This is a genomic window from Leuconostoc sp. DB-1 (genome assembly GCF_013414845.1).
Classification (GTDB): domain Bacteria; phylum Bacillota; class Bacilli; order Lactobacillales; family Lactobacillaceae; genus Leuconostoc; species Leuconostoc mesenteroides.
Genome location: NZ_JABFNJ010000001.1, coordinates 44,062 through 66,518, shown reverse-complemented (window position 1 = coordinate 66,518; position 22,457 = coordinate 44,062). Strand labels below are relative to the sequence as shown.

The following is a 22,457-nucleotide window of genomic DNA, read 5'->3' as shown; positions in this document are numbered from 1 at the left end:
TGCTTTTTTATCTAATCATTATTTACGAGCAGCTAACTTAAAGTCCAGTGGTACACCGACCGCATGATGATAGAAACCAGTAATGTTGGGGTTAACCAATTCTGGCTGTGCCTGATAATATAGTGGGTTCAAAATTGCTTCTTGATGAATAATCTTCTCAAGTCCCTTTTCATCAGCAGCTCGCTTTGTATCATTCGTCGCATCAGCTCCCTTAGCCTTATTCCATAAAGCATCGTAATCGGCATTAGAATTATGATTATAATTGTTTGCATTGCCAGTTGAAGCCAGATCCAGGAATGTTGTCGGTTCGGCATAATCAGCTCCCCATTGTGTCAGCATAACTTGGAAATTTGCGTCAGTTCCATCTTGCAAACGCTGCTTAAATGGTACAAATTTTTCGGTAACCTTTAGACCTGGCAAGTTTTTACTCCATTGTCCTTGAAGATAGTTGACTACATCTTTGGCATTTGCTACTCGGTCTGTATCAGCTTCAATTTCAAGCGTAATCGACTTTTCACCTAGTTCACTTAGTCCTTCTTTGAATAGTTTCTGTGCCTCTGATTTATTATACGTATAATCTTGCTTAGCATATGTGGCAAAATCCGTACCATTCACAGTACTTAAGCCTTTAGGTGTAAATGATGTTGCTGGTGTTGAAGTGCCCGATAGAACTTGGGAATTCAACTCGGAACGATTCGTAACCATATTCAGTGCTTGTCTAATTTTTTTGTTATTTAGAGCTTTAACATTTCCTGATTGATTATATGCTAAGAATACCGTTGTGGCTTGTGGTGTTATTCGGTAGCCCTTATTTGTTTTATTGGCCTGTGACAATTGTGGCGTATTAACCAGTGCTGAATCTAACTTACCCGTCTTATACATTTGTACAGCCACTTCTGGCTTTTGAACAACTTGCAAATCAATTTCAGGTGTTTTAACATTTTTTGCATCCCAATAATACTTGTTTTTCACAAGTTTAAACTTGTTATTGGTTCCATTCCATCCTTTAAAAGTATACGGACCATTATATAATGTCTTGCTTGCTGTTGTGCCATATTTTTTGCCATATTTCTCAACAAAACTTTGCTTTTGTGGGAAAAGTGTTGGAAATGTTAGCAAGCTCTTAAATTGTGGCATTGGCTTTTCGAGTGAAACAGTTAATGTATTCCCACTCGCTTTAATTCCGAGGTCCTTCTTATCAACTTTACCTGCCTGAATAGCATCAGCATTTTTAATACCGCTATACAAATAGGCATACTCCGAAGCCGTTTTTTGATCATTGGCACGTTGCCAAGCATACACAACATCTTTAGCAGTTAACTTGCTACCATCGGACCACTTAAGCCCATTACGCAGCTTGATTGTCCAGGTCTTACCGTCACTAGATGACTTAACTGACTTAGCTAATGCTGGTTGTGGCTTGCCATTTTTATCGGCTCGCATTAAGCCTTCACCAGCGTTACCAACAACTATTATCGAATATTCATCAGTAATTGTCGCTGAATCTAACCCGTTTAGTGGTGTTGGTAATGAAAAGCGAAGTGTCTTATCATTGCTGTTCCCACTATTTCCCCACAATCCAGCAGCACGAGTGCCACCAACTACCGCTACAAGGGCTACTCCCACAAGTGTGAGTTTTTGCCAATTTTTCATTATATTTTCCTTGCTACATTCTCATCATAAATTTACTCTATTTTTTTATTCTAGCACAATGAAAAACATTTGCACACAAAATGTATTACATTTACGATACAAAACATCATTTTTAAAAATAACGATCAAAAAAAGCACTACACAATAATTGTGTAATGCTTTATGTTTACTACTTTTGTTGATGCCGCCGGTGGGAGTCGAACCCACACGGTGTTGCCACCACTGGATTTTGAGTCCAGCGCGTCTGCCAATTCCGCCACAGCGGCGTTAAATATTAAACAACTATATTAGAATACCAGTAAAATATTTGTTCGTCAACCTTTTTTTGGCTTTTCTTTTTTGACTTGATGTGTTGTATCATTAACATTTCCTGTGATGGTGTGGCTCACGTGTTTAAGCGCATTATCTAATAAAATTAAGATATGTGAATCACTTAACCCATATAATACTTCGCGGCCACGTTTTTCTGTTTCAACAAGTTGCGCCTCACGCAACAGTTTTAATTGGTGTGAAACAGCAGATTGCTCCATACCTAAAGAATTGATAATCTCTGAAACACTGTACGAGCGCTCTCTGAGCAATTCTAAAATGATCAGACGTTGCTTATTGCCTAATAGTTTAAATATTTTTTCAAGTTCTATGATGGCTTCTTTTTTCATATTTTAATTATAACAGCCTCCATATCGTAATGTATTAAATAAAACAAAAAAAGCCGCTATCTAGCGACTTTTCATTAATGATGTTTAATTCTCTTTACGTGCAACCATTGAAGATACTTTTGCATGGCGAGCAATGTAAGCTGCTTGAGATCCTAATGATCCCCAGAAGCCTTCACGAGAATGCGCACCCACAATAATTAAATCAGCACCTACTTGTGGCGCAATTTTCTGGACTAATACTTCTCCAGCTTTAGAACCATCTTCGAAAACTGTTTCAACGTTCGTAGCCCCTTTTGACAACGCATATTCCTTGTAACGAACGAGGTTAGCTTCAAATTCAGCACGCTTTTCCTTGATAAAGTCAAGGTGTAGCGCTTCGATTGCTGATAGGTCACCCATTTCAAGAATTGTTGCTATTGTCAATGTGGCACCATCTTCGCTAGCTTGATGAATCGCATTTGCCAAAGCAAAGTAACCTTGTTCTGATTCATCAACACCAACTAAGATGTTCTTAAATTGTGTTGGTTCGATGTTTAAGTTTAATTCACTCATTTTATCTCTCCTTTAGTATCGCTTAGTATCTATATTGATTAAGATCCCATTAATTGTTGTACGACAAGTTGAACATTTAAATAAGTCAGAACGGCAAATGCAATCCATCCTAAGGTTGCAATCCACTTTGGATTAGCAAATTCTTCTCCCATAATCTTCTTTGAAGACGTGAAATAGATTAATGGTGCCATAGTAAATGGCAAAGCAATTGAAAGGAAGACTTGTGATTGAACCATCAAATCATCTAACTTACCCTCAGATCCACCATAAATCAATGTGAAGGCAACAACTGGTATCAATGCCAAACCACGAGTAACAACACGACGTAGCCACATTGGAATGCGCAAGTGCAAGAAACCTTCCATGACAATTTCACCAGTAAGCGTTCCAGTGATTGTTGAGTTTTGTCCTGAAGCAAGCAAAGCAACAGCAAACAATGTTGATAAAATTGGTGATGCAATAGCACCAGCAATTGAATTATCCTTCAAAGCGTTATACATTGAACCAAATGTACCAACTTTATCAGCATGTCCAAAGAATAATGCTGCACCCAAAATCAACAATAATGAGTTAATAACGAATGCCAATGACAACTGAATATTTGAATCCCAAGTCATGAAGCGAACAGCTTCTTTAAGTTCTGACTTGTTACTTCTATCTACTTTACGTGTCTGAGATATTGATGAATGCAAGTACAGATTATGTGGCATAACAGTGGCACCGATAATTCCCAATGTTAATGTTAACTGAGAATCACCACCACCAATTGGCGTATGTGAGCTTAAAGTCTGTAATTGAGGCAAATAACCGCCAAACAGTGCTGATAATTGTGGTGTTGATAAAATAACTAGATAAGCAAAAATAACCAAAATAGTAATGATCAATGTCATGACAATAGCTTCGATTTTACGGAAACCAAATTTCATCAACAATAGCAACAAAATAACATCAAAAGCTGTGGTCAGAACAGATGCAATCATTGACCAACCGAACAATAAGTGAAGTGCTATAGCCCCTCCAATAACTTCGGCAATATCTGTAGCAATCAATGCTAATTCAGTCATGATCCATAGTACGAATCCACCAACTTTATTTGTACGATCACGTGTTGCTTGCGCTAAGTCTTCTTGCTTAACAATTCCTAACTTACCGGCCATGTACTGTAGCATCATGGCAATCAAACTAGAAATTAAAACAACAGACAACAATGTATAACGGTATTGCGCACCACCGGCTACCGAAGTAACCCAGTTACCCGGATCCATATAGCCAACAGCCACCAAGGCTCCGGGACCAGAAAAGGCCAATAATTTACGCCAAAATGACCCATTTTCTGGTACTTCTATGGAACCATTAACATCCGATAAACTTAAATCATCCTCAGTTTTTTGAACAAGGTGATGTTTCGGATTAACACTTGTAGAATCTTGCATTCTATCTCTCCTTTAGATTTCTCCTCAGAGCTAAATAAACGAATTTCGACTTGACTGAAATATCGTGAAATATTCACTTTTTGACAATTGATAAACACCAAAATAAAACATCAAGTGCTAAATAAATTTCATAAAGAATTTCATTCAACTTGGCTGTTGAAAGCTTATGAAAATTACCTAACTCGGCTATAATCGCTCTAATACATACTTTATAATACACCCAATTCTAAATTCGTCAACAAAAATTTTTTACTTACAAAAAATAAAGTTGTGTATTATCAATTTTATGATAGAAAAACATTGTATTAAAGGGGCAAAGCGCTATTTTATTAAAATATTACAAATTAGTTACGTGACATAATTTTATCTTTATATCAAATAACATTACAAGACTGATCAAATTCGTTTGTTTCAATTTGAATGGTGACATGGCTAATATCATATTTTTCTCGTAGGTCACTAGAGATATTTGCTAATAATTCTTGTTCATCTACATTCTTTTTAACAGATAGATGAACAGTCATGGCAGCTTCAGTCGTAGAAAGAGGCCAAATGTGTAAGTCGTGAAGTTGTTCCACACCTTCATGTGTTGATAAGTATCGCAAAACGTCTGACTCATTCACATTATCAGGTACCCCATTTAATGCTAAGTTAAATGTTGATTTCATAACTGGCCATGAAGTCACGGCAATAATAACACCGATAATCATTGATACGATAGGATCAATGACGTGCCAACCAGTAACTTGGATTAAAAGTCCAGCAATAATCACGCCAACCGACACACCAGCATCAGCTAAAAGATGAATGTAAGCTGTTTTGGCATTCAAATCTTGTTCATGGTGATGCCCATGTTCATCAGGAACACCTGATGCTTTAAAAAGCATAGCAGTGGCAAAGTTAATCACGATACCAACCGCTGCAACAACCATCACTAACCAGCCTGTAGTAACAGTATTTTCTGGCAAAATCAAATTACGAATACTCTCGTAAAAAATCGTTATCACCGCAAATATTAACAAAATTGTATTAAATACACTAGCTAGAATGGACATATTATGCCATCCATAAGTATGTCGTTTAGTGGCTTGTAGACCAAATACTACAACTGCAAGCCAAGCGATCATTAATGCTAATACATCACTTAAATTGTGGAAAGCATCAGCAAATAGTGCGGTTGAATGTGCTAATTTAGCAAATACTAACTCAGATAAAACAAAAATCATATTTAAAGAAATACCTATTAAATAAGGCATTTGTTTCATTTTTAACTGCTCCATTGGTTTCTTCATATTTTCACCTCGATTCTATTTTAACACTTTATCTGAAAAATAATTCATATATTTAAAAAAGTAGCAGATTAATCTGCTACTTTTTAGGGATTCATATTTATTTAAAGTTTTAACTCTGAAAAGAATTCGCCTGCATCCCCAACAATCTGATCCACATCAAATGGCGTAGCAATACGTTCAAAATTGATTGACATCACCGGAACTGCCGGACTAGCATACTGCAATAATCCAGCAAAAGGATAAACTTTAAAGCTAGTGCCTACAATAACAATTAAATCAGCATTTCGTACCCATAGGGCTGATTTTTTAACGTCAAAAGGCATTTCTTCGTAAAATGTAATTCGCGGACGTAATAGGGCATTGTCTGCACGTCTCATTGCATGCAAGTAATCCTGATAGGGAGATTTCTGGCCATCAACAGGCGCATACACATCATATAATGAGCCATGAAAACGGATCAATTTTTCTGGATCCGATGCCGCTTTGACATGCAAATCATCAACATTTTGCGTGATAATTTTGGCCTTACCTTGTCGAGTTAAAGCTGCCATTTTTTTGTGAATAACATTTGGAACAGCCTCGGGAAAGTACATATTATCAATCATAAATTGATACTGTTTTTCGGGCTCATTATGAAAAGCTGTTGCACTCAATAGGTATTCAGGTTGCAAACTAATGCCATCATAAATACCACCTTTAGAACGGTAATCCGGTATTCCTGATAAAGTTGAAACACCCGCTCCGGTCATGAATACAATATTTTTGGCGTTGTCAAAGCGCTTTTGAATTTCTGCTGTGACTAACATGAATATCCTTTCTTTATGAATGTTAACTGATAATAATTAATTTAGTCTCTTTCAATGTAAGGTAGCGCTAACTTTTGGAATAGTTCCGACACTTTTAGAGCATATAGTTCTTTGAAAAAGGTTGGTTTATCAGCTTCATTATCCGGTGGCGATACTACAAAACTATTTTGATTATCATTTTTACTTAGCCCAACGTAAGCTGTCTTCTGCGTCTGAAAATCGGTCATTTCCGAATGATATATTGTAAATACTTGATTAACTGGTAAATCCAATTGACGTTTTGACAAGACACTTGTTAATGTGACATATTCTTTAGCGTTTACAGTAGGTTTGCCCCATCTTGTCAATACTTCGTCAATGCCTTCAAACAAAGAAACCATTTGATGACGAATATTACGTGCCTGCTTCAGATCAGCTGCCATTACAGGTTTAATAAGCGAACTCGCGGCCGTGTAAGCTAGCGGATATTTTTGTTGCAACTCGGCAACAAAACTGCTGTCAGAAATCGTATTAGCAAATACTAATGCATCCAAGATCATGAGTAAACGCCATAAACTTTCATCATCCACTTCACCATTTTCAGGCGTTAACTCAGCGTTAAGCCCAGAAAAATAAGCCTTTACCGTCGCAGAAGTTGTAATGCCTTGCTTAGCTAATTCACGATAGGTGATTGCATGAACAACTGTACGATGCATGCGCGTTGCAATTTGTATCAGCTGATCGTCTAATTTTCCATCATTGAATGTTAGCGCAAAAAATACTTGTGGGGCAATGCCATTTAATGTTAATAGCATTTTTAATAACTCATTACCAAGCAAGAAATCACTCTCAGTTTTGTTAGCAATTTCTATTAGCAAACGTTGTCCTAAAATTTCTTGTGAAACTTGGTCGATATGTAATTCCCCAGTCTCTCCTCCATTAACACGTGTCATCACAGTTCCTGGATAGACACCATTAACGTTATCCAACAAATCTTTAATTTTTGGGTTCATTTCTTATCTCCATTAATATTTTTTTGGCAACACTTGCATCCACATGACTGAGGGATATTAGCCGTGATACTACTGCGGAAATTTCATCGGTTTTTGCGCCTACTTGCATCGCTAACGCGCGATACTGCATTCGCATGTGTCCCCGTTGAATACCGCCTGAGGCAATTGATTTTAAGGCGGCTAAATTTTGCGCCAACCCAACAGATAAAATCACACCACGAAGTGTGTCAGCATTCACATCACCTATGATTGACAAGGCCTGCTTAGCATCTGGCATAGCCGAAATTGCACCGCCAACCGTGCCAACAGATATAGGCAATGTCAGCTCACCATGAAGTTTACCGTTTAAAATTGTCCAAGTTACTAAACCACGGTATTGACCATCACGACTTGCATAGGCATGACCACTAGCTTCTACAGCTCGCCAATCATTCCCCGTCGCCAAAACCACAGCACTAATGCCGTTAAAAAGACCTTTATTCTCCGTAGTTGCACGGTAAGGATCGTTTTTGGAAAAATGGTTTAATGCGACTATTTTCTGAGCTACTTCACGACCACCTATGCGCTCAAAATCGACATCACCAGTCACTGTGACCAATTGATTTGTGGCATAATTAGATAAAATCACACCTAAAGGTATGAACTTTTCGAACAATGGTAATTCTGCTTCTAAAATTGTATTAACAATATTAGCGCCCATTGCGTCTTTTGTGTCGATAATAAAGTCAACACTCGTTTCCGTTTTCGAGATGTTTCTTACTCGAACATCACGCAAACCACCACCGCGTTTATAAATCGATGGTTTGGCTTGCTTTGCCTTAGCAAAAATCTCATCGCGATGTAAGTTAATGAATTCATCCACACCAGCAGCATCAACCAGCAGCATTTGGCCGATCATAGCAGTATCCGCCATGATGACATGAACCCCATTAGATAACATTTTGGCACCATTATTAGCTGCTGCAATCACACTTGGCTCTTCAATAGCCATCGGCACACTAAAATGTTGTTCATCAATCAGAATATCATGAACAACGCCCATTGGCATGCGAAAATCACTAATATAATTCTCAACCATTTGAGCGTTAACTGGGCTTTGACGACTTGAAAATGATAATCGTATATCTTCTTTTAAATTTAATGCGAGTAAACGCTCATCGGGTGTTAATTCATAAAATTTTTTACTCATCCTGCTGTGCTAAAGTCTCAGCAATTAGACCTTCGCGAACCCCGCTTTCTGAAAATATAACTTTAGGTGAATTAATTTTTCTCATAAGATTCAATAATGGTAGTAAGCCACTGACAATAATATCAGCGCGAGAAGTTTCTAATCCGGCAATTTTCTCACGTTCTTTTCGTGTCATCTGTCGGATTTCTTCAAAAATCTGCTCAACTAAGTCAACTGGCATCTCAAATCCATGAATCATACTTACTTCGGTTTCACCAAGTCGTGTACGTGCCATACGCGCGAGCGAACGATTTGCCCCACCTAATAAAATAACTGGCTTTTGGTATTGCGTTTCCAACCACTGCAACGTGTTATACTGACTTAATATATAATCACTTGCGGAAGCCAGATTGTTCGGCATGATATTATTAGCTAAGTGATATTGTTCTGATAAAGTAACTGCGCCAAAAGATAAGCTTACAGCTTCCTTGCTGCGTCGATTATCCACAGCAATCAATTCAACTGAAGCACCACCAGTATCTAGAATCACACCCTCGGTAACATTTAAGGTTGAGATCACACCCAAATAATCATAATATGCTTCTTGATCACCCGTCAAAACTTGAAACTGAATTCCCGTTTCTCGTGCGACACGATCTAAAAACTCAGTTTGATTTTTAGCCATACGAACTGCTGCCGTTGTAATCGCACGGACTTTCGGATGAAAATTGATATATTTAGATTGAAAATATTTTAGCGCCTCAATAGTACGCAAAATTGGTGTTTCTTTTAGTAGTAGTTCTTCTCCCATATTTTGAGCAATACGCGTGTCTCTTTTTTCGCGGATTAACTCAGTATGAGTACCATCATCATGCAGCTCTTCGACTACCATTCTAGCAGAATTACTACCAAGATCAACGATTGCTAAATAGCTCATATAGACATCCTAATCAATTTTATTAGTTTAATTGTACCATGTGATGGTACACTATATATATGAAAATACTATTAATTGCCCTTGGGGCGCTCAGTTTTGCTATTGGTACCATCGCGATATGGATTCCCGGCTTGCCAACAACAGGATTTTATGTCCTAACCGCAATTTTGTGGTCTAAATCTTCTAAAAAGCTAGATAGTTGGCTACACAACAATAAATATTATCAAAAGTACGTTGACGAAGCTGTTTTTGATCGGCAACTATCACTAAAGGGGCGGGCTTTAATTTATTTAGTGACTGCTGCCATGATGGCTATCCCATTTTTCAAGACAGATATGGTTTGGCTAAAATGGGTACTACCACTCACCTCGTTAACACAGATTATATCAATGGAAAGCTACTATCGTGGCTATCTTTGGCGCGACGGCATTCCCTTTACCAAAGCAAAAACACGTGAGTAATTCAAATAAAAAAATACTTCCCTCAAACAAATATGAGGGAAGTATTTTTTTATTGCGCGTCTAATGTTTCACCAATAACATTTAAGTTATATTCAGCAACGCCATAAGATAGTACGGGTACCGAACTACCAAACTGTGTGCCTGTTGTTTTACTGCCCAAGTTTAATGACTTGCGTAGTAGATTTGTAACACGTTGCTTTTCTGATGCTTTCACCATTTGGTAACTCACACCATTATACATATCACCAACGCCCTGTAAATGATCAGATTTCTGATTTTTAGTGGCTGCCATGTAAGATAAAGCAATTTTTGTCACATTATTATAAGTTAAGTCTGTTTCTGCATTTTTAGATATTGATTTCATAAACTTTGCATTCAGTAGAGTTTTAGCGCTGGCTGATTTTTTAACCAAAGCTTTCAAAACTAGCCGTTGACGCTTTTGTCGACCGTAGTCTCCCTCTGGATCGTCATAACGCATTCTTGAAAATGACAACGCGGCGTAGCCATCCATTGTCGTATACGTTTTAAAATTCTTACCATCAGAGGCATATTCATATTTTTCTTGATTTTTGTAAAATTTATAAACATCAGACTTGTCATTTTCAGGCTGATAAGTGAATGTTAGTGGAGACTTAACTTTCACGCCACCTACTTGATCAATAACTTTTTCAAGTCCGCCCATGTTAACCAGAGCGTAAAAGTCAATTGGTACGTTCAAATAGTTTTGCAACGTAGACATCGTTGCCCCAACACCAGCAATTGGAAATGCAGCATTAAGTTTTTGTGGAAAAGTATCTTCTCGACCGACAATTGAAACCATAATATCACGAGGGATTGACAACATTGTCGTTGTTTTAGATTTTGGATTAACAGTGATTAGCATCATAGAATCGGTTAACCCTGTTCGATCACGTGCTAAAGCACCTGTGTCTGTACCCAGTACTAAAATTGAAAATGGTTTGCCATCTTTTAAGACTTGGTTAACATCACGAGCTTTTGTAATATTCGCACTACGATGCATTGTATCAACCGATTCTTTGATATTACTCAATAGCATCGATATCACAACGCCACCAATAATCAACAGAATAACAATTATACTAACAATCCAACGCAATTTTTTATGTCGTCTTTTAGGTTTTCGTGGTTGCTTATCGTCTGGTCTTGGCGCTTGATTTTGACGTGCCATTCGACTCATGTTATTATCCATTGTTTTGTACCCCCAGGGATATCCTGATTTAATATTATACCATTAAAACCAAGAATGGCGCTAATACAATTAAGTTAATAATAACGCCATATTAATTAGGTTAGCCGATTTATTTTAGAGCTTTTGTTGACATTTTTGTTTAAAACTTGTCTAATCAATAACAAAAAAACACTCACAAGAAGTGAATGTTTTTGTTCAACATATTAATCAGCTGCTAATGCATCAATTGTATTCAAATTAGCCGCTCGACGCGAAGGAACAAATGAAGCAACTAGAGCAATAACAAGAGAAATCACTACCGCAAATATAACATTACCAAGAGAAACCTGTACAATATCAAATTTAATTAAGCCATACAAAGCTGCGTTCATAGCAAATTGTCCTAGATAAGCTGTGACAATACCAAGAACAGCTGAAATGATTCCCATTAACAGCGCTTCATTTGTAAATAAACCACGAATATCTTTTGAACGTGCACCAAGTGCGCGCAATACACCGATTTCTTTGGTACGTTCAGAAACAGACATATAAGTTGTCACAATAATCATAATCGCTGATACGATCAATGAAATTCCGGCAATGGCAGCCAATACATATGAAGCCAAACTTGTAATTGTGTTAATCGTGTCTAGCACACTACCAATGGATACTGCCACGACGGCTTGCTTACCATTATCCTTGATTTTGTTAACCGCACTCACTGTTGACTTTACGTTTTCCGTATCATTAACCTTTAATGTCAAATAGTTAGCTTCGGTCATGGCATTAGCCTTTGCTAAGTCTTTTTTCATTGCAGCAAATGTAGTTGCAAACACTGTACCAGCTTGTCCGCCGTCAGTGATTCCAACAATTTTCATTGTTGATGTCACAGGAACTGCTTGATTATTTTGATTATAAGCTACGTAAGTATACGTGATACTCTTACCAATCAAAGATTTCCAATTTTTATTAGCTTTTTGAGCAAATGTTTTGTCAATCACAATTTCATTGTCACCAGATGGCTTGTGCCCCGCCTTGATGACTTTGTCGGCATAGATTGGTGACCATGTTTGTACCTGCGTACCAGCCTGTGATTGTGCTTTCCCGTACTTGAATACAGCACCATTAAACTCATATCCTTGATAAGTCTTGGCAACATTTTTTACATTACTAACTTTTTTAATTACATTATCAGAAAAAACAATCGACGAGTAATTTGTTGTTGATGCTTGCGCTCTGGCTTGAACACGTTCATTGCTTGACGCATCATCATCATCTAACGTGTTCTTAACAACAGTTGGATAGTTAGGATTAGCCAACGAACTAACTTGATTATTAATATACCCTTTAATACCATTACCCAATCCGAGGAATAGTATTACCGAGAAAACACCAATAGCCGATCCGAGAATAATCAAAAAGTTTTGTAATTTTTTATACTTCAAATGATCAAAGGCCATGTCCCAAACTGATCTAGTTGACAACGGTCTCGATGTTAACCGATCAGGTGCCGATGGTGCCTCAAACTTGTCTTTCAAATTTTTTTCTTCATCAATTTTTCCATCAGCCATGTGCAAAATACGCGTTCCGTAATTAGCTACCGCTTGTGAATGCGTAACAACAATAACCAATTTACCTTCTTGGGCGATTTGCTCAAGAAGCTCCAGTACTTCAGTGGTATTCACAGAATCTAATGCGCCCGTTGGTTCATCAGCAATCATGACATCAGGATCTGCTGCTAACGCACGCGCAATGGCGACACGCTGCTTTTGACCACCGGAAAGTTGTGATGGATACTTATGAACATGCTCGCTCAAACCAACTTTTTCCAATAATTCCATGGCACGTTGTTTACGTTGCGCGGATGATAAAGTAGTCATGTTTAAGCTGGTTTCAACATTTTCCAAGTTCGTTTGATAATTAATTAGGTTAAAGCTTTGGAAAATATAGCCAATCGTCTCACGACGATAAACATCTAACTTCTTTTCTTGTTTATGATCTAATCGATTTCCGTTGATCAACACATCACCTGAAAAGTTTCGATCAAGGCCACCAATAATATTCATTAGTGTTGATTTACCGCCACCTGATTCACCAAGAATGGAAACAAATTCACCTTTATCAAATGATAAGTTGATCCCCTTCAAAACTGGAAATTCATCTTTTCCTAAAAAATAGGATTTATGAATATCTTTTAATTCTAAAAATGACATACTTTTTCTCCCTCTTTTGAATTTACTATGTCGTTTAATATGCAACCCTTTTAAAAATAGTTAAATTAGTACACTACTTTTGACTAGTTGTAATCTAGTATACAATAGTCATGTTCTTTTTCAATCTTTTCCGTTAAATATTTTAGTTTCTTATTTATTTCTTCTGTTTGATCAAATGTGAAAAACACTACTATGCCGACTCAAATTAAGCTTTATGGCTTGATCTAATCGAATAAATAATCGGTACGACAGTAATTAATACTAAGGACAGAATCATTAATGCTATAGTCCAAAATTCAGAAATCATTCCTAAAAAACCACCACCAATCATCATAAACCCGCCAACAACAAACATCAAACCACCAATACGTTGCGTCTTAAACCAATTTATATCATTATTCAGAGCGGTTGGTATTCGTATCCCAACAAAGCGATTTCGCTGTGTTTTGGGCATGTAGTTACCTAATGCTATAAATAAAATGCCAATAGTCGGCAACAATATACTAGTTATATTGATGTGATTACCTAATCCATAAGCAAATATATAAGATAATAAAATGTTATTGCCTAATGGAATAGACCAACTAATAATTGTATGCATTTTATTATTTTGACTACGAGCAACTATTTTCGTACGATAAATAATTAGAAACAGGTGCAAGAGTGTTGCTATTATTGGCCAAATAATGATAAGCCATACTTTATTAGCATATCTATCCACTTCTCCGTTAATATTAAAATGGATTGGAAGCTCAACTGGCAGCTTCGTCCACAATATTAGCCCATAAAAAATGGGTAATAAGGTAATAATTAGTGGTAAAAAGCTTTTTTTATTTTTCATTAGTAAATCCTTTCAACCATAATGTGGCTTCTTCAAACACAGATAAATTTAATTCATAATAAATAAAATTTTTATATTTATCTTCTCTTATCAAATCAGCTTGTTTTAATTGGGCTAAATGTGATGATATTGTTGCTTTACTCAATTCAAAATGATCCGCAATGCTTCCCGCTGACTGAGGCCCTTCTTTCAGTAGTGTAAGAATATCGCGCCTGACAGGATTCGAAATCGCTTTCAGTGTATTTTGTAAACTCATTATTTCTTTCCTTTACCTATTTCGCTATATTTCTAAATAGATTATAACATCTATTTAGAAATATAGCGAAATAGGTAAGAATAAAAAAGACAGTAATCATGATTACTGTCTTTTTTATAAAGTTATGGTTTATTTTGAACATACTTCCAGTAAGCATTAATTATTTTTGCCGCAATCTTACCATTGGTACCATCTAAATAATTATTCATACCTGGGATAGCCATGGCCATGACCATCGGTTGTCCCGGTACATAAGCAACAATGGATTCTGTATAAGTCGTATGTCCATTGGTTGTCGTTTCGGCGGTTCCTGTTTTAGCATAAACATGTGGTTCAAGTTTATGTATATCTGTTCCACCAGTATTGTACGTGTCCGTACCATTTGCAACACGATTCATTCCTTCATGGATTACTTTCCATTCGTCAGAATCCAACTGAACTTGCCCTTGTATATTCGGTGTGGCTGTCCACACTGTACGCTTTTTTGAACTATTAGTTGAACTTTGTAATATTGAGCTTACCAAATGAGGCTGAATCAAATACCCACCATTAGCAATTGTAGAAACGTATCGTGCAAGTTGAAGTGTTGTATAGGTGTCATATTGACCAAATGATTCGTACAAATATTTACCAATATTTGACCCTGTAGTATCTCCGCGATAACCAGCAGTTTCTCCGCTGACATCAATACCTGTTTTTGTCCCTAATCCGAATTGTCCTAACCCATTACGTAATGTCTGAAAGGCATCAGAATTCAATGCTAATGCCGATCCCGAGCTATAAGTCTGTCCACCAATCTTCATACCCAATTGAACGAAATAAGTGTTCGAAGAACGCTCTAAGGCTGTTTGTGCATCAACTGAAACAGGCGTACCTGTTTTATTCCAATATGATGTGATTGTTGGTGTTCCCGCAATTTTAATAGCTTGATCCAACAATGTAGAATTTGAGGGAGTAATCACACCTTTTTGGAAAGCTGTAGCTAATACCGCCGGCTTAACCACAGATCCCATGACAATAGCATGGTTAATATTTCCCAACGGATCAGCTGTTTTTGTTCCGGTTGAGTAATCTCTGTCTACGCCTGCCATAGCATAGATACCGCCAGTATAGGGATTCATTACTGTAGCATAAGCACCTTGAACATCCCCAGTTGGTAAATTGTCTTCCAAAATTTTCTGAACTTCTTTCTGAAAGTCAGCATTAATGGTTAATTTAAGACTATCTCCAGACTGCCCTTTGTATTTTACAGAAGATGATTTTACCGTACCGTCAGAAGCAGTTGTAACTACAGTCTGTGAGGCTGATCCCTTCAATAAGGATTCATAGCTAGATTCCAAATTAGAACTACCAACTGATTCATTTTGTGAATATCCTTGTGCTAAGAGTGTGTGTAACTTATCATCTGGCAACCCATTATCTTCACTAGTTACTGTACCAATCAAAGCCTTAAAATCGTTTCCTTCAGGATATTGTCTTGCCCAGCTTGTACCTATCTTAATACCAGGGAATTGGCTTAAACGCTCGCCAATCTCCGCTAATTCTGTTTCTGTCACATCGTCTTCTTTGATAAATGTCGTTGACAATGAATAAGCACCGCTCATCCGCTGAAATATCATTGCATCATTATCACTAACTTTTGAAAGCAAGTTATGCTCTTCTACATAACTTACCGACAGACTATTAATCTCTGATGTCGTCAGGCTACTACCATTCTTATGTTCTTTAGCAACGTGTTTCTGCACCTTAGCCGCGTTAGTTGCGTCAGCCAAATAAAAGTCAGCTTTAGAACGATCACTGAGGCGGGTCGTATCAACTGTCAAATATTTTCCAAGTTTAATTGCAGTGCTTCGCATTGTGCTAGAAGTAATATTAGTACCACGCGTAAATGTAATCGCCGTTTGCGCCTTGTTTCCAGCCAGAACACGGCCGGTTGAGTCGTAAACTAAACCTCGTGGTGTATTTCCTTTTTCAACGGTCTCTTCACTTCGGTTGACTTCAGCCAAATAATTGGCTCCCTGCTTAATCGTTAAAAACCCTAATTGTACAACTAGGGCAACCATTAGTATAAACGATATAAACAACAAAATTCGCAGACGTGTCGGTAAGTTAGCACGTGCGTCATTTTTATTATCTCGCTCTTCTAGATATGGATTGTGTTTCATAAGTATTGTGTACCGCCAATTTAATAATTACCTTATATACCATACCACAAAACGGGTTTTACTCGCTAAAAAAGCTCATTTTAAGCACGGCCCATCATTTTTTTGAGCAATCGATAGACGCCATATTTAAAGGGATTAACAGGCATCATGAAGTTTCCTACCAGTTGACGTGCTTGTCCCTCAAAAGTCGTTTTGAATCCTAGTACACCATCGCTACCATCGAACTTTCCAGCAATGCCGTAGAAGTTATAGCGCTTGAGTCCTGCCTGAACTGCCTTGTTGATCATAACGTCTTGTATTTGATAAGGGCCGTAATAGTCCATATACTCTTCATAAGTGCCTGAATACAGATAATTCATTTCTTGAGGTTGCTGTATAAATAATGCACCAGCGACGACGACTGTCGATTTACCAGCAGCTTCTTTCTGTTGTTCCGCTTTTAATATGCGCTTGCTATGTTGATTTTTTTGATCATCAAATTCAGCATACTGACGCTTAAATTTATCATTCGTAGGATATTTTTCGATCTTCTGATTAATTTTGGCCAGTTTGGCATCTAATTCAGAGATTTTTTCATTCTCTTCCTTAATATAGTTGTCAAAGTTTAGTTCAGCAAAGACAAATGTTGCCTCATCGCCATACACATCATATACTGTTTGATAAAAATTCAAGTTTTTATCTTTATAATGTAACCTATCGGCAGTTTTTTGTGTTAATTCCTTAAAATCTGGCAAGTCATCTCGTGTTAATTGACGTAAACGAATACCGAACTGAGCATTCTTTTTTAAATAATACTGAGCCTTCTTATTATACGAGGCACGAACAGATTTCTCATCGGTTAATTCTGACAAATCTTTGATATACTCCCATTCTGGAGAACCAGCTGTAGTGAAACCATCTACAAATGGCAAATGAGTAAATCCAAGCTTTTTCATCTCTTCGATAAACACCGTATTCTCTTCACCTAGAAGATCGCCATGGTTATTCGTCATTTTCAAAGTCACATTTGGCCTTACTTCAATATAAAGCCCTTTATTCTCGCGTGAAAACTTTACGAAATTAGACATGAAAAAAGCCAACAATTCATGATTTTCAAAATCCAATAATGGCCCACGATCAATTGAAAAGATGTATCCCATATGTACCTTTTCACGCATGACCAACGCTGCAGCCACTACCTTGTCGTCAGCTTTGATACCTAACAACCATATTTTATAGCCTCGTTTTTGTAATAATTCAGCTTGTTCACCTGATTGTAAAAAGGTACCCACAGAACTTTGCTTTTCAAATTCTGTATATTCTTCTTTTGTTAATTCAGTAAATTTGTACAACATTTTTTATACCTCTGCACTCTACTATACATGAGAACACAAAAAAAGTGGATAGCAACTATCCACTTTTTGGTGTTATTAATGTGCGTCAATGACGATCCATCCGTCATAATAACCTACACCAGCTTCGGTGAAGCTAGAGTTAACAATAAATTCAGTGTGACCACCGTTAACCATACCTGTTTCATAGTACCAAGCATTAATTACAGTTGCACCTGCAGCAAAACCATTAGCAACAACTTCAGGAGTTGATGATGATTCATGCAAACCAAACCAGTTAGATGATGTTGCAAGAGCTTGTGCACGGCTTTGAGCTTGTGCTGTCAATGAAGCTGAAATCTTAATTGGTGACAAGCCAAGAGTAGCACGCTTTGCATTCCAAGCATTAATAGTAGCATCAGCTGTTGTTGAAGTTGATGAGCTGTTGCTTGTATTGCTTGTATTTGATGTTGAAGCAGTATTATTAGAAGTTGATGATGATTGTGTAGAACTTGATGATTGTGATGTTGTTGCAGTTGATGAACTTGAAGTTGAAGCAGATGATGCTGACAACTTTAAAGTTTGACCAACAGTAATCACATTAGCATTTGAAATGTTATTAGCAGCTACTAAGTTAGCTACTGTTGTCCCGTTTGCTGCCGCAATCTTGTTTAATGTATCACCTGACTTAACAGTGTATGAACCATTTGAGGCAGTTGCTGTGTTATTTGATGTTGTTTGAGTTGTCGTAGTTGATGATTGCGTTGTTGTTGAGCTTGAAGTTGATGAAGCTGATAACTTCAATGTTTGACCAACAGTAATCAAGTTAGCATTTGAAATGTTATTAGTTGCTACCAAATTTGCTACCGTTGTACCATTTGCTGCTGCAATCTTGTTTAATGTATCACCTGACTTAACAGTGTATGAACCATTAGATAATGAAGTTGTTGTAGTTGAGCTCTCTGATGATGAACTTTGTGTAGTAGTTGATGATGAAGATGCAGTTTGTAGTTGCTGTCCAACAAAAATCAAATTAGCATTTGAAATGTTATTAGCTTTAACCAAAGCGTCAACAGTTGTACCGTTTGCTGATGCAATCTTGTAAAGTGTGTCACCAGCTTTAACTGATACAGTATTAGCAGAAACTTGAGCAGCACCAGCAACGGCAAAAGCACCGGCAGCTGTAACGACAGATTTAGCAATAGTAGATTTTTTCATAATAGTCAAACTCCTAATAGGGACTCATATTCAGTAATATATTTTAATTTAAATTCTTTTCCGTCTTCTCGACAATTCCTAGTATAGCAATCCGCTGTGTCATGGATATTTTCTGTACTTTGCACTTTGTTGTCAATATATCAAAGGAGTTTCTTTTGTAACAAAACAAACATCTAAATGACAATTGTGTGTCAAAATATAGAACCGGCAATACATGGATACCAGTTTCTTGATAACGTTTGAATTTTTGCCACATGGTCCCCGTTATTTACAGCAATAAAGTGGTTCCCACCGACATAAATACCCACTTCATATGGTGCATTCTGTGTGCCCCAAAATAGCAAATCTCCTGGTGTCGCTTGTAAAACGCCCAATAAATGATGCATTTGTTTAATGAGATGCGCTGGTGAAGCATCCCAATGCGATCCTTCGGGTAATGGTACTTGCGCTCTCATAAGCTGTTGAGCAACAAAACGACCACTATTGTAGTCGTTGAATGTTTTTCCTAAGTTATCTAATGCTAATTTTAAATAATCATTTTGCATATTATTGTGCGTTAATAACAATCCAACCGTTGTAATAGCCAACACCTGCTTGTGTGAAGTTAGGGTTAACAATAAATGCTGTGTGCCCGCCGTTCACCATACCTGTTTCATAATACCAAGCATTAATAACAGAAGATCCAGCACCAAAACCATTTGCAACAACTTCAGCAGTACCGGAAGACATATGTGTACTAAACCAGTTTGACGATGTTCCAATTGATTGTGCGCGACTTTGAGCTTGTGAAGTCAATGATGCAGAAATTGTAACGGGTGATAATCCTAATTCTGCACGCTTTGCATTCCATGCGTTGATTGTTGCATCTGCCGTTGTGCTACCAGTTGAAACGTTAGTTGTTGTTGCAGTGGCAGTAGTATTAGTAGTTGTCGTTTGCGTTGACGAAGAAGCTGATGATGCGCTAGATGTTGAACCGCCATTAGCCTTGTACGCATTGTACTCAGCCATTGTCATGTAGCCATCATTATTAGTGTCAGCCGCAGCAACATAAGTGATATTGTCACTAGTTGATGATGAAGCACTTGATGTGCTTGCTGAAGATGAGGCCGTTGATGTGGTGGCTTGCGCTGATGATGATGTTGACCCACCGTTAGCTTTGTATGCATTATACTCAGCCATTGTCATGTAACCATCATTATCTGAATCTGCTGCTGCAATATATGTGATATCTTCTGTAGCTGATGAAGCGCTTGCTGATGAAGCTGATGATTCTGTCGCAGCTGATGATGTTGAGCCGCCATTTGCAACATATGTATTATATTCATCAAGCGTCATAAAGTTATTGCTGTCTGTATCAGCTGCTGCAATATATTTCAAATTACTTGTGTCAACAGATGAAGATTGTGCAGAAGCTGCTGTCACAGTTGTAGCAGCTGAACTGGTTGCTTGAGTAGTTGAAGCCTTCAATGACAATTCTTGTCCAGTCAAAACAAGGTCAGTATTTGACAAACTATTCAATGAAGACAATACTGATGCATCTACACCAGTTTTTTCAGCAATCTTTGATAATGTATCACCTGATTGCACTGTATATGATGTACCGTCTTCTGATAAACCAGAAACTTCTTGTGTTGCGTTAATTTCTAGTGATGAACCTGCTAAAATCAAATCTTTGTTGCTAATTCCATTAGCCTTAGCTAACGCATCAACAGTAGTATTGTTTGCTGCTGCAATCTTTGACAAAGTGTCGCCTGATTGCACTTCTACTGTATCAGCAGAAGCTGCTGCATGTCCACCAACAAAGGCCGCAGCACCAGCTGCAGTAGTCAATAAAGTCTTCTTAAAAAATTTACCCATATTCTTATGTAACTCCTGAATGAATTGTATTAACTCGTAATAATTAAATTTTAGATTTACTGTTAAGCAAATCTTAATAACATTAATTAGTATATCCGTTTGTTGTAACGTGTGTATTGTGCGACTATATCAATATTGTAACAATATTACTGAAATATGTCATACTCGAATAAACGTTGATACATAGGTATTTTAAGACCTTTTAATAATTTAAAAATGAACTCATTCCACATAAAAATGGTGAAAAAGTACGCTTCATTTTGCATTTTTCACCATTTCAATATTATTAAATCCAACTAAAACTCTTAAGGTTTTCTTTAAAATTGTAAAAGCATGCTGCCATAAGTAAAGCCAGCACCGAATCCAGTTAGCAATACCCGTTTTCCTTTTAAGCTAACTGACTTATTTAATTCATCTAGTCCAATAGCGATCCCAGCAGATGATGTATTACCATTCGTAACAACGTTTGTTGAAAACTTTGTCATTGGTTCGCCGAGATCATTTGCAATATACTCGATCAAACGTAAATTTGCTTGATGGGGTATAAAGTAATCAATATCACTAGTTGATAAATTATGTTCGCTCAAAAAATTGCGGATATGATCTGGAACAATAGTTGTTACTTCATCAAATACATTACGTCCTTGTTGTGAAAAAGCATCTATTTTTGGATAGTTATCCACAGATAGACTTGTCAGTGGTGCTATTCGCCCTGAATGTACAACATCGGCATTCCCGATTGTGTGCATTTTTTCAGCTTCCACAACACCGGCATCATCAGCTGTCATCAGCACTGCTCCTGCACCGTCTCCAAAAAAGACAGTACTGGTGCGATCCTTGAAATCCATCATTTTGGAGTTGACTTCCGCAGAAATAACTAATGCATTCTTATATTGACCAGATTTAATAAACTTGTCAGCTGTGCTCAATCCAAAAACAAACCCTGAGCAAGCTGTTACAATATCGTAGGCCCAAGCATTTTCAGCATGTAAATTGCGCTGTACTAATGCTGCCGTTGACGGTGCCAATCCATCTGGGGTAAATGTTGTTACAATAATTAGATCAATATCTTCTGGTTTAATATCAGTTTGGCTCAATACTGACTCCGCGGCACGTGTCGCTAAATCACTCGTATTTTCACCTTGCAATGATATATGTCGCGTTTTGATACCAGTATGAGCCTGAATCCACTCGTCACTGGTATCTATGATTTTTGCTAAATCATTATTAGTCACGATGTCTCTAGGTACATAATGTGCACTTGCGAGTATTTTACTTCCGGACATTGTAACTCTCCTTAAAAAATTGCATACTGCCATATATTACACGCTATTTTATACTCTAACTATTGTATCGAATTTAAGAAAAAAGTCCACTACTTGATTTTTTTACCATACAAAACTATTGCTCATTACCTTGTCAAATAATAAATAAAATCACCCTGTTAAGAGTGAT

At 37.3% G+C, this 22,457-nt stretch carries 20 protein-coding genes and 1 tRNA gene; 1 reads left to right on the top strand and 20 read right to left on the bottom strand.

Translation table 11 applies throughout. The features are described 5' to 3' along the window. Positions 1 to 18: 18 nt before the first annotated feature. The 10 genes from HFP47_RS00340 to HFP47_RS00295 form a co-directional block, all read right to left on the bottom strand. Positions 19 to 1,653 (bottom strand): peptide ABC transporter substrate-binding protein, encoded by a 1,635-nt coding sequence (locus HFP47_RS00340; RefSeq protein WP_179875902.1) that lies wholly within the window; start codon positions 1,651 to 1,653, stop codon positions 19 to 21. Between the two features lie 182 nt (positions 1,654 to 1,835). Next, positions 1,836 to 1,919 (bottom strand) — tRNA-Leu (locus HFP47_RS00335). 48 nt (positions 1,920 to 1,967) lie between these two features. Then, positions 1,968 to 2,312 (bottom strand): helix-turn-helix transcriptional regulator, encoded by a 345-nt coding sequence (locus HFP47_RS00330; protein WP_179875901.1) that lies wholly within the window; start codon positions 2,310 to 2,312, stop codon positions 1,968 to 1,970. Positions 2,313 to 2,396: 84 nt separating this feature from the next. After that, positions 2,397 to 2,864 (bottom strand): universal stress protein, encoded by a 468-nt coding sequence (locus tag HFP47_RS00325; RefSeq protein ID WP_010290864.1) that lies wholly within the window; start codon positions 2,862 to 2,864, stop codon positions 2,397 to 2,399. 38 nt (positions 2,865 to 2,902) lie between these two features. Next, entirely contained in the window at positions 2,903 to 4,297 is a 1,395-nt protein-coding gene (locus tag HFP47_RS00320) for an Nramp family divalent metal transporter (RefSeq protein WP_011679212.1), read from the bottom strand. A gap of 374 nt (positions 4,298 to 4,671) precedes the next feature. Beyond that, the gene (locus tag HFP47_RS00315) at positions 4,672 to 5,589 is read right to left on the bottom strand and encodes a cation diffusion facilitator family transporter (protein ID WP_011679211.1); all 918 of its coding nucleotides are present in this window, start codon (positions 5,587 to 5,589) and stop codon (positions 4,672 to 4,674) included. Between the two features lie 101 nt (positions 5,590 to 5,690). Beyond that, complete coding sequence (locus tag HFP47_RS00310) at positions 5,691 to 6,395, bottom strand: NAD-dependent protein deacylase (RefSeq protein ID WP_179875900.1); 705 nt, start codon at positions 6,393 to 6,395, stop codon at positions 5,691 to 5,693. 41 nt (positions 6,396 to 6,436) lie between these two features. Continuing rightward, positions 6,437 to 7,387 carry a hypothetical protein gene (locus tag HFP47_RS00305; RefSeq protein ID WP_011679210.1) on the bottom strand — a complete coding sequence of 317 codons (951 nt, stop codon included), beginning with the start codon at positions 7,385 to 7,387 and terminating at the stop codon, positions 6,437 to 6,439. Further along, entirely contained in the window at positions 7,371 to 8,576 is a 1,206-nt protein-coding gene (locus tag HFP47_RS00300; protein ID WP_179875899.1) for a hydroxymethylglutaryl-CoA reductase, degradative, read from the bottom strand. The genes HFP47_RS00305 and HFP47_RS00300 overlap by 17 nt, the downstream gene beginning before the upstream one ends. Continuing rightward, positions 8,569 to 9,492, bottom strand: coding sequence for an exopolyphosphatase (locus HFP47_RS00295; protein WP_011679208.1), 924 nt, complete (start codon positions 9,490 to 9,492; stop codon positions 8,569 to 8,571). The genes HFP47_RS00300 and HFP47_RS00295 overlap by 8 nt, the downstream gene beginning before the upstream one ends. Positions 9,493 to 9,551: 59 nt before the next feature. On the opposite strand from HFP47_RS00295, the gene HFP47_RS00290 reads away from it, so the two are divergent. Beyond that, the gene (locus tag HFP47_RS00290) at positions 9,552 to 9,953 is read left to right on the top strand and encodes a YbaN family protein (protein ID WP_011679207.1); all 402 of its coding nucleotides are present in this window, start codon (positions 9,552 to 9,554) and stop codon (positions 9,951 to 9,953) included. A 49-nt stretch (positions 9,954 to 10,002) separates the two neighbouring features. Here HFP47_RS00290 and HFP47_RS00285 read toward each other — a convergent pair whose 3' ends face one another. The 10 genes from HFP47_RS00285 to HFP47_RS00240 form a co-directional block, all read right to left on the bottom strand. Further along, a complete protein-coding gene (locus tag HFP47_RS00285; RefSeq protein ID WP_042251201.1) occupies positions 10,003 to 11,163 on the bottom strand; it encodes an LCP family protein in 1,161 nt (386 codons plus the stop codon). 203 nt (positions 11,164 to 11,366) lie between these two features. Further along, positions 11,367 to 13,355: an ATP-binding cassette domain-containing protein gene (locus HFP47_RS00280; protein ID WP_050884211.1), complete on the bottom strand. Its 1,989-nt coding sequence runs from the start codon at positions 13,353 to 13,355 to the stop codon at positions 11,367 to 11,369. 205 nt (positions 13,356 to 13,560) lie between these two features. After that, positions 13,561 to 14,196, bottom strand: a complete 636-nt coding sequence (locus HFP47_RS00275) for an SdpI family protein (protein WP_042251207.1) — start codon at positions 14,194 to 14,196, stop codon at positions 13,561 to 13,563. Continuing rightward, positions 14,186 to 14,452: an autorepressor SdpR family transcription factor gene (locus HFP47_RS00270; protein WP_010290287.1), complete on the bottom strand. Its 267-nt coding sequence runs from the start codon at positions 14,450 to 14,452 to the stop codon at positions 14,186 to 14,188. The genes HFP47_RS00275 and HFP47_RS00270 overlap by 11 nt, the downstream gene beginning before the upstream one ends. A gap of 122 nt (positions 14,453 to 14,574) precedes the next feature. Then, positions 14,575 to 16,617 carry a penicillin-binding protein 2 gene (locus HFP47_RS00265; protein ID WP_179875898.1) on the bottom strand — a complete coding sequence of 681 codons (2,043 nt, stop codon included), beginning with the start codon at positions 16,615 to 16,617 and terminating at the stop codon, positions 14,575 to 14,577. An 80-nt stretch (positions 16,618 to 16,697) separates the two neighbouring features. Beyond that, positions 16,698 to 17,951 carry an aminoacyltransferase gene (locus HFP47_RS00260; protein ID WP_042251210.1) on the bottom strand — a complete coding sequence of 418 codons (1,254 nt, stop codon included), beginning with the start codon at positions 17,949 to 17,951 and terminating at the stop codon, positions 16,698 to 16,700. 75 nt (positions 17,952 to 18,026) lie between these two features. Further along, the gene (locus tag HFP47_RS00255; protein WP_179875897.1) at positions 18,027 to 19,145 is read right to left on the bottom strand and encodes a LysM peptidoglycan-binding domain-containing protein; all 1,119 of its coding nucleotides are present in this window, start codon (positions 19,143 to 19,145) and stop codon (positions 18,027 to 18,029) included. A 191-nt stretch (positions 19,146 to 19,336) separates the two neighbouring features. Then, positions 19,337 to 19,690, bottom strand: a complete 354-nt coding sequence (locus HFP47_RS00250) for an NlpC/P60 family protein (RefSeq protein ID WP_002815861.1) — start codon at positions 19,688 to 19,690, stop codon at positions 19,337 to 19,339. 1 nt (position 19,691) lies between these two features. Then, positions 19,692 to 21,002 carry a LysM peptidoglycan-binding domain-containing protein gene (locus HFP47_RS00245; protein WP_042251212.1) on the bottom strand — a complete coding sequence of 437 codons (1,311 nt, stop codon included), beginning with the start codon at positions 21,000 to 21,002 and terminating at the stop codon, positions 19,692 to 19,694. 317 nt (positions 21,003 to 21,319) lie between these two features. Continuing rightward, positions 21,320 to 22,288 (bottom strand): beta-ketoacyl-ACP synthase III, encoded by a 969-nt coding sequence (locus tag HFP47_RS00240; RefSeq protein WP_050894821.1) that lies wholly within the window; start codon positions 22,286 to 22,288, stop codon positions 21,320 to 21,322. Positions 22,289 to 22,457 lie beyond the last annotated feature (169 nt).

What these genes read in the sequence shown, in the direction of transcription:
- HFP47_RS00340 (WP_179875902.1), bottom strand. Translation starts at nt 1,653, where the DNA reads ATGAAAAATTGGCAAAAACTCACACTTGTGGGAGTAGCCCTTGTAGCG.
- HFP47_RS00330 (WP_179875901.1), bottom strand. Translation starts at nt 2,312, where the DNA reads ATGAAAAAAGAAGCCATCATAGAACTTGAAAAAATATTTAAACTATTA.
- HFP47_RS00325 (WP_010290864.1), bottom strand. Translation starts at nt 2,864, where the DNA reads ATGAGTGAATTAAACTTAAACATCGAACCAACACAATTTAAGAACATC.
- HFP47_RS00320 (WP_011679212.1), bottom strand. Translation starts at nt 4,297, where the DNA reads ATGCAAGATTCTACAAGTGTTAATCCGAAACATCACCTTGTTCAAAAA.
- HFP47_RS00315 (WP_011679211.1), bottom strand. Translation starts at nt 5,589, where the DNA reads ATGAAGAAACCAATGGAGCAGTTAAAAATGAAACAAATGCCTTATTTA.
- HFP47_RS00310 (WP_179875900.1), bottom strand. Translation starts at nt 6,395, where the DNA reads ATGTTAGTCACAGCAGAAATTCAAAAGCGCTTTGACAACGCCAAAAAT.
- HFP47_RS00305 (WP_011679210.1), bottom strand. Translation starts at nt 7,387, where the DNA reads ATGAACCCAAAAATTAAAGATTTGTTGGATAACGTTAATGGTGTCTAT.
- HFP47_RS00300 (WP_179875899.1), bottom strand. Translation starts at nt 8,576, where the DNA reads ATGAGTAAAAAATTTTATGAATTAACACCCGATGAGCGTTTACTCGCA.
- HFP47_RS00295 (WP_011679208.1), bottom strand. Translation starts at nt 9,492, where the DNA reads ATGAGCTATTTAGCAATCGTTGATCTTGGTAGTAATTCTGCTAGAATG.
- HFP47_RS00290 (WP_011679207.1), top strand. Translation starts at nt 9,552, where the DNA reads ATGAAAATACTATTAATTGCCCTTGGGGCGCTCAGTTTTGCTATTGGT.
- HFP47_RS00285 (WP_042251201.1), bottom strand. Translation starts at nt 11,163, where the DNA reads ATGGATAATAACATGAGTCGAATGGCACGTCAAAATCAAGCGCCAAGA.
- HFP47_RS00280 (WP_050884211.1), bottom strand. Translation starts at nt 13,355, where the DNA reads ATGTCATTTTTAGAATTAAAAGATATTCATAAATCCTATTTTTTAGGA.
- HFP47_RS00275 (WP_042251207.1), bottom strand. Translation starts at nt 14,196, where the DNA reads ATGAAAAATAAAAAAAGCTTTTTACCACTAATTATTACCTTATTACCC.
- HFP47_RS00270 (WP_010290287.1), bottom strand. Translation starts at nt 14,452, where the DNA reads ATGAGTTTACAAAATACACTGAAAGCGATTTCGAATCCTGTCAGGCGC.
- HFP47_RS00265 (WP_179875898.1), bottom strand. Translation starts at nt 16,617, where the DNA reads ATGAAACACAATCCATATCTAGAAGAGCGAGATAATAAAAATGACGCA.
- HFP47_RS00260 (WP_042251210.1), bottom strand. Translation starts at nt 17,951, where the DNA reads ATGTTGTACAAATTTACTGAATTAACAAAAGAAGAATATACAGAATTT.
- HFP47_RS00255 (WP_179875897.1), bottom strand. Translation starts at nt 19,145, where the DNA reads ATGAAAAAATCTACTATTGCTAAATCTGTCGTTACAGCTGCCGGTGCT.
- HFP47_RS00250 (WP_002815861.1), bottom strand. Translation starts at nt 19,690, where the DNA reads ATGCAAAATGATTATTTAAAATTAGCATTAGATAACTTAGGAAAAACA.
- HFP47_RS00245 (WP_042251212.1), bottom strand. Translation starts at nt 21,002, where the DNA reads ATGGGTAAATTTTTTAAGAAGACTTTATTGACTACTGCAGCTGGTGCT.
- HFP47_RS00240 (WP_050894821.1), bottom strand. Translation starts at nt 22,288, where the DNA reads ATGTCCGGAAGTAAAATACTCGCAAGTGCACATTATGTACCTAGAGAC.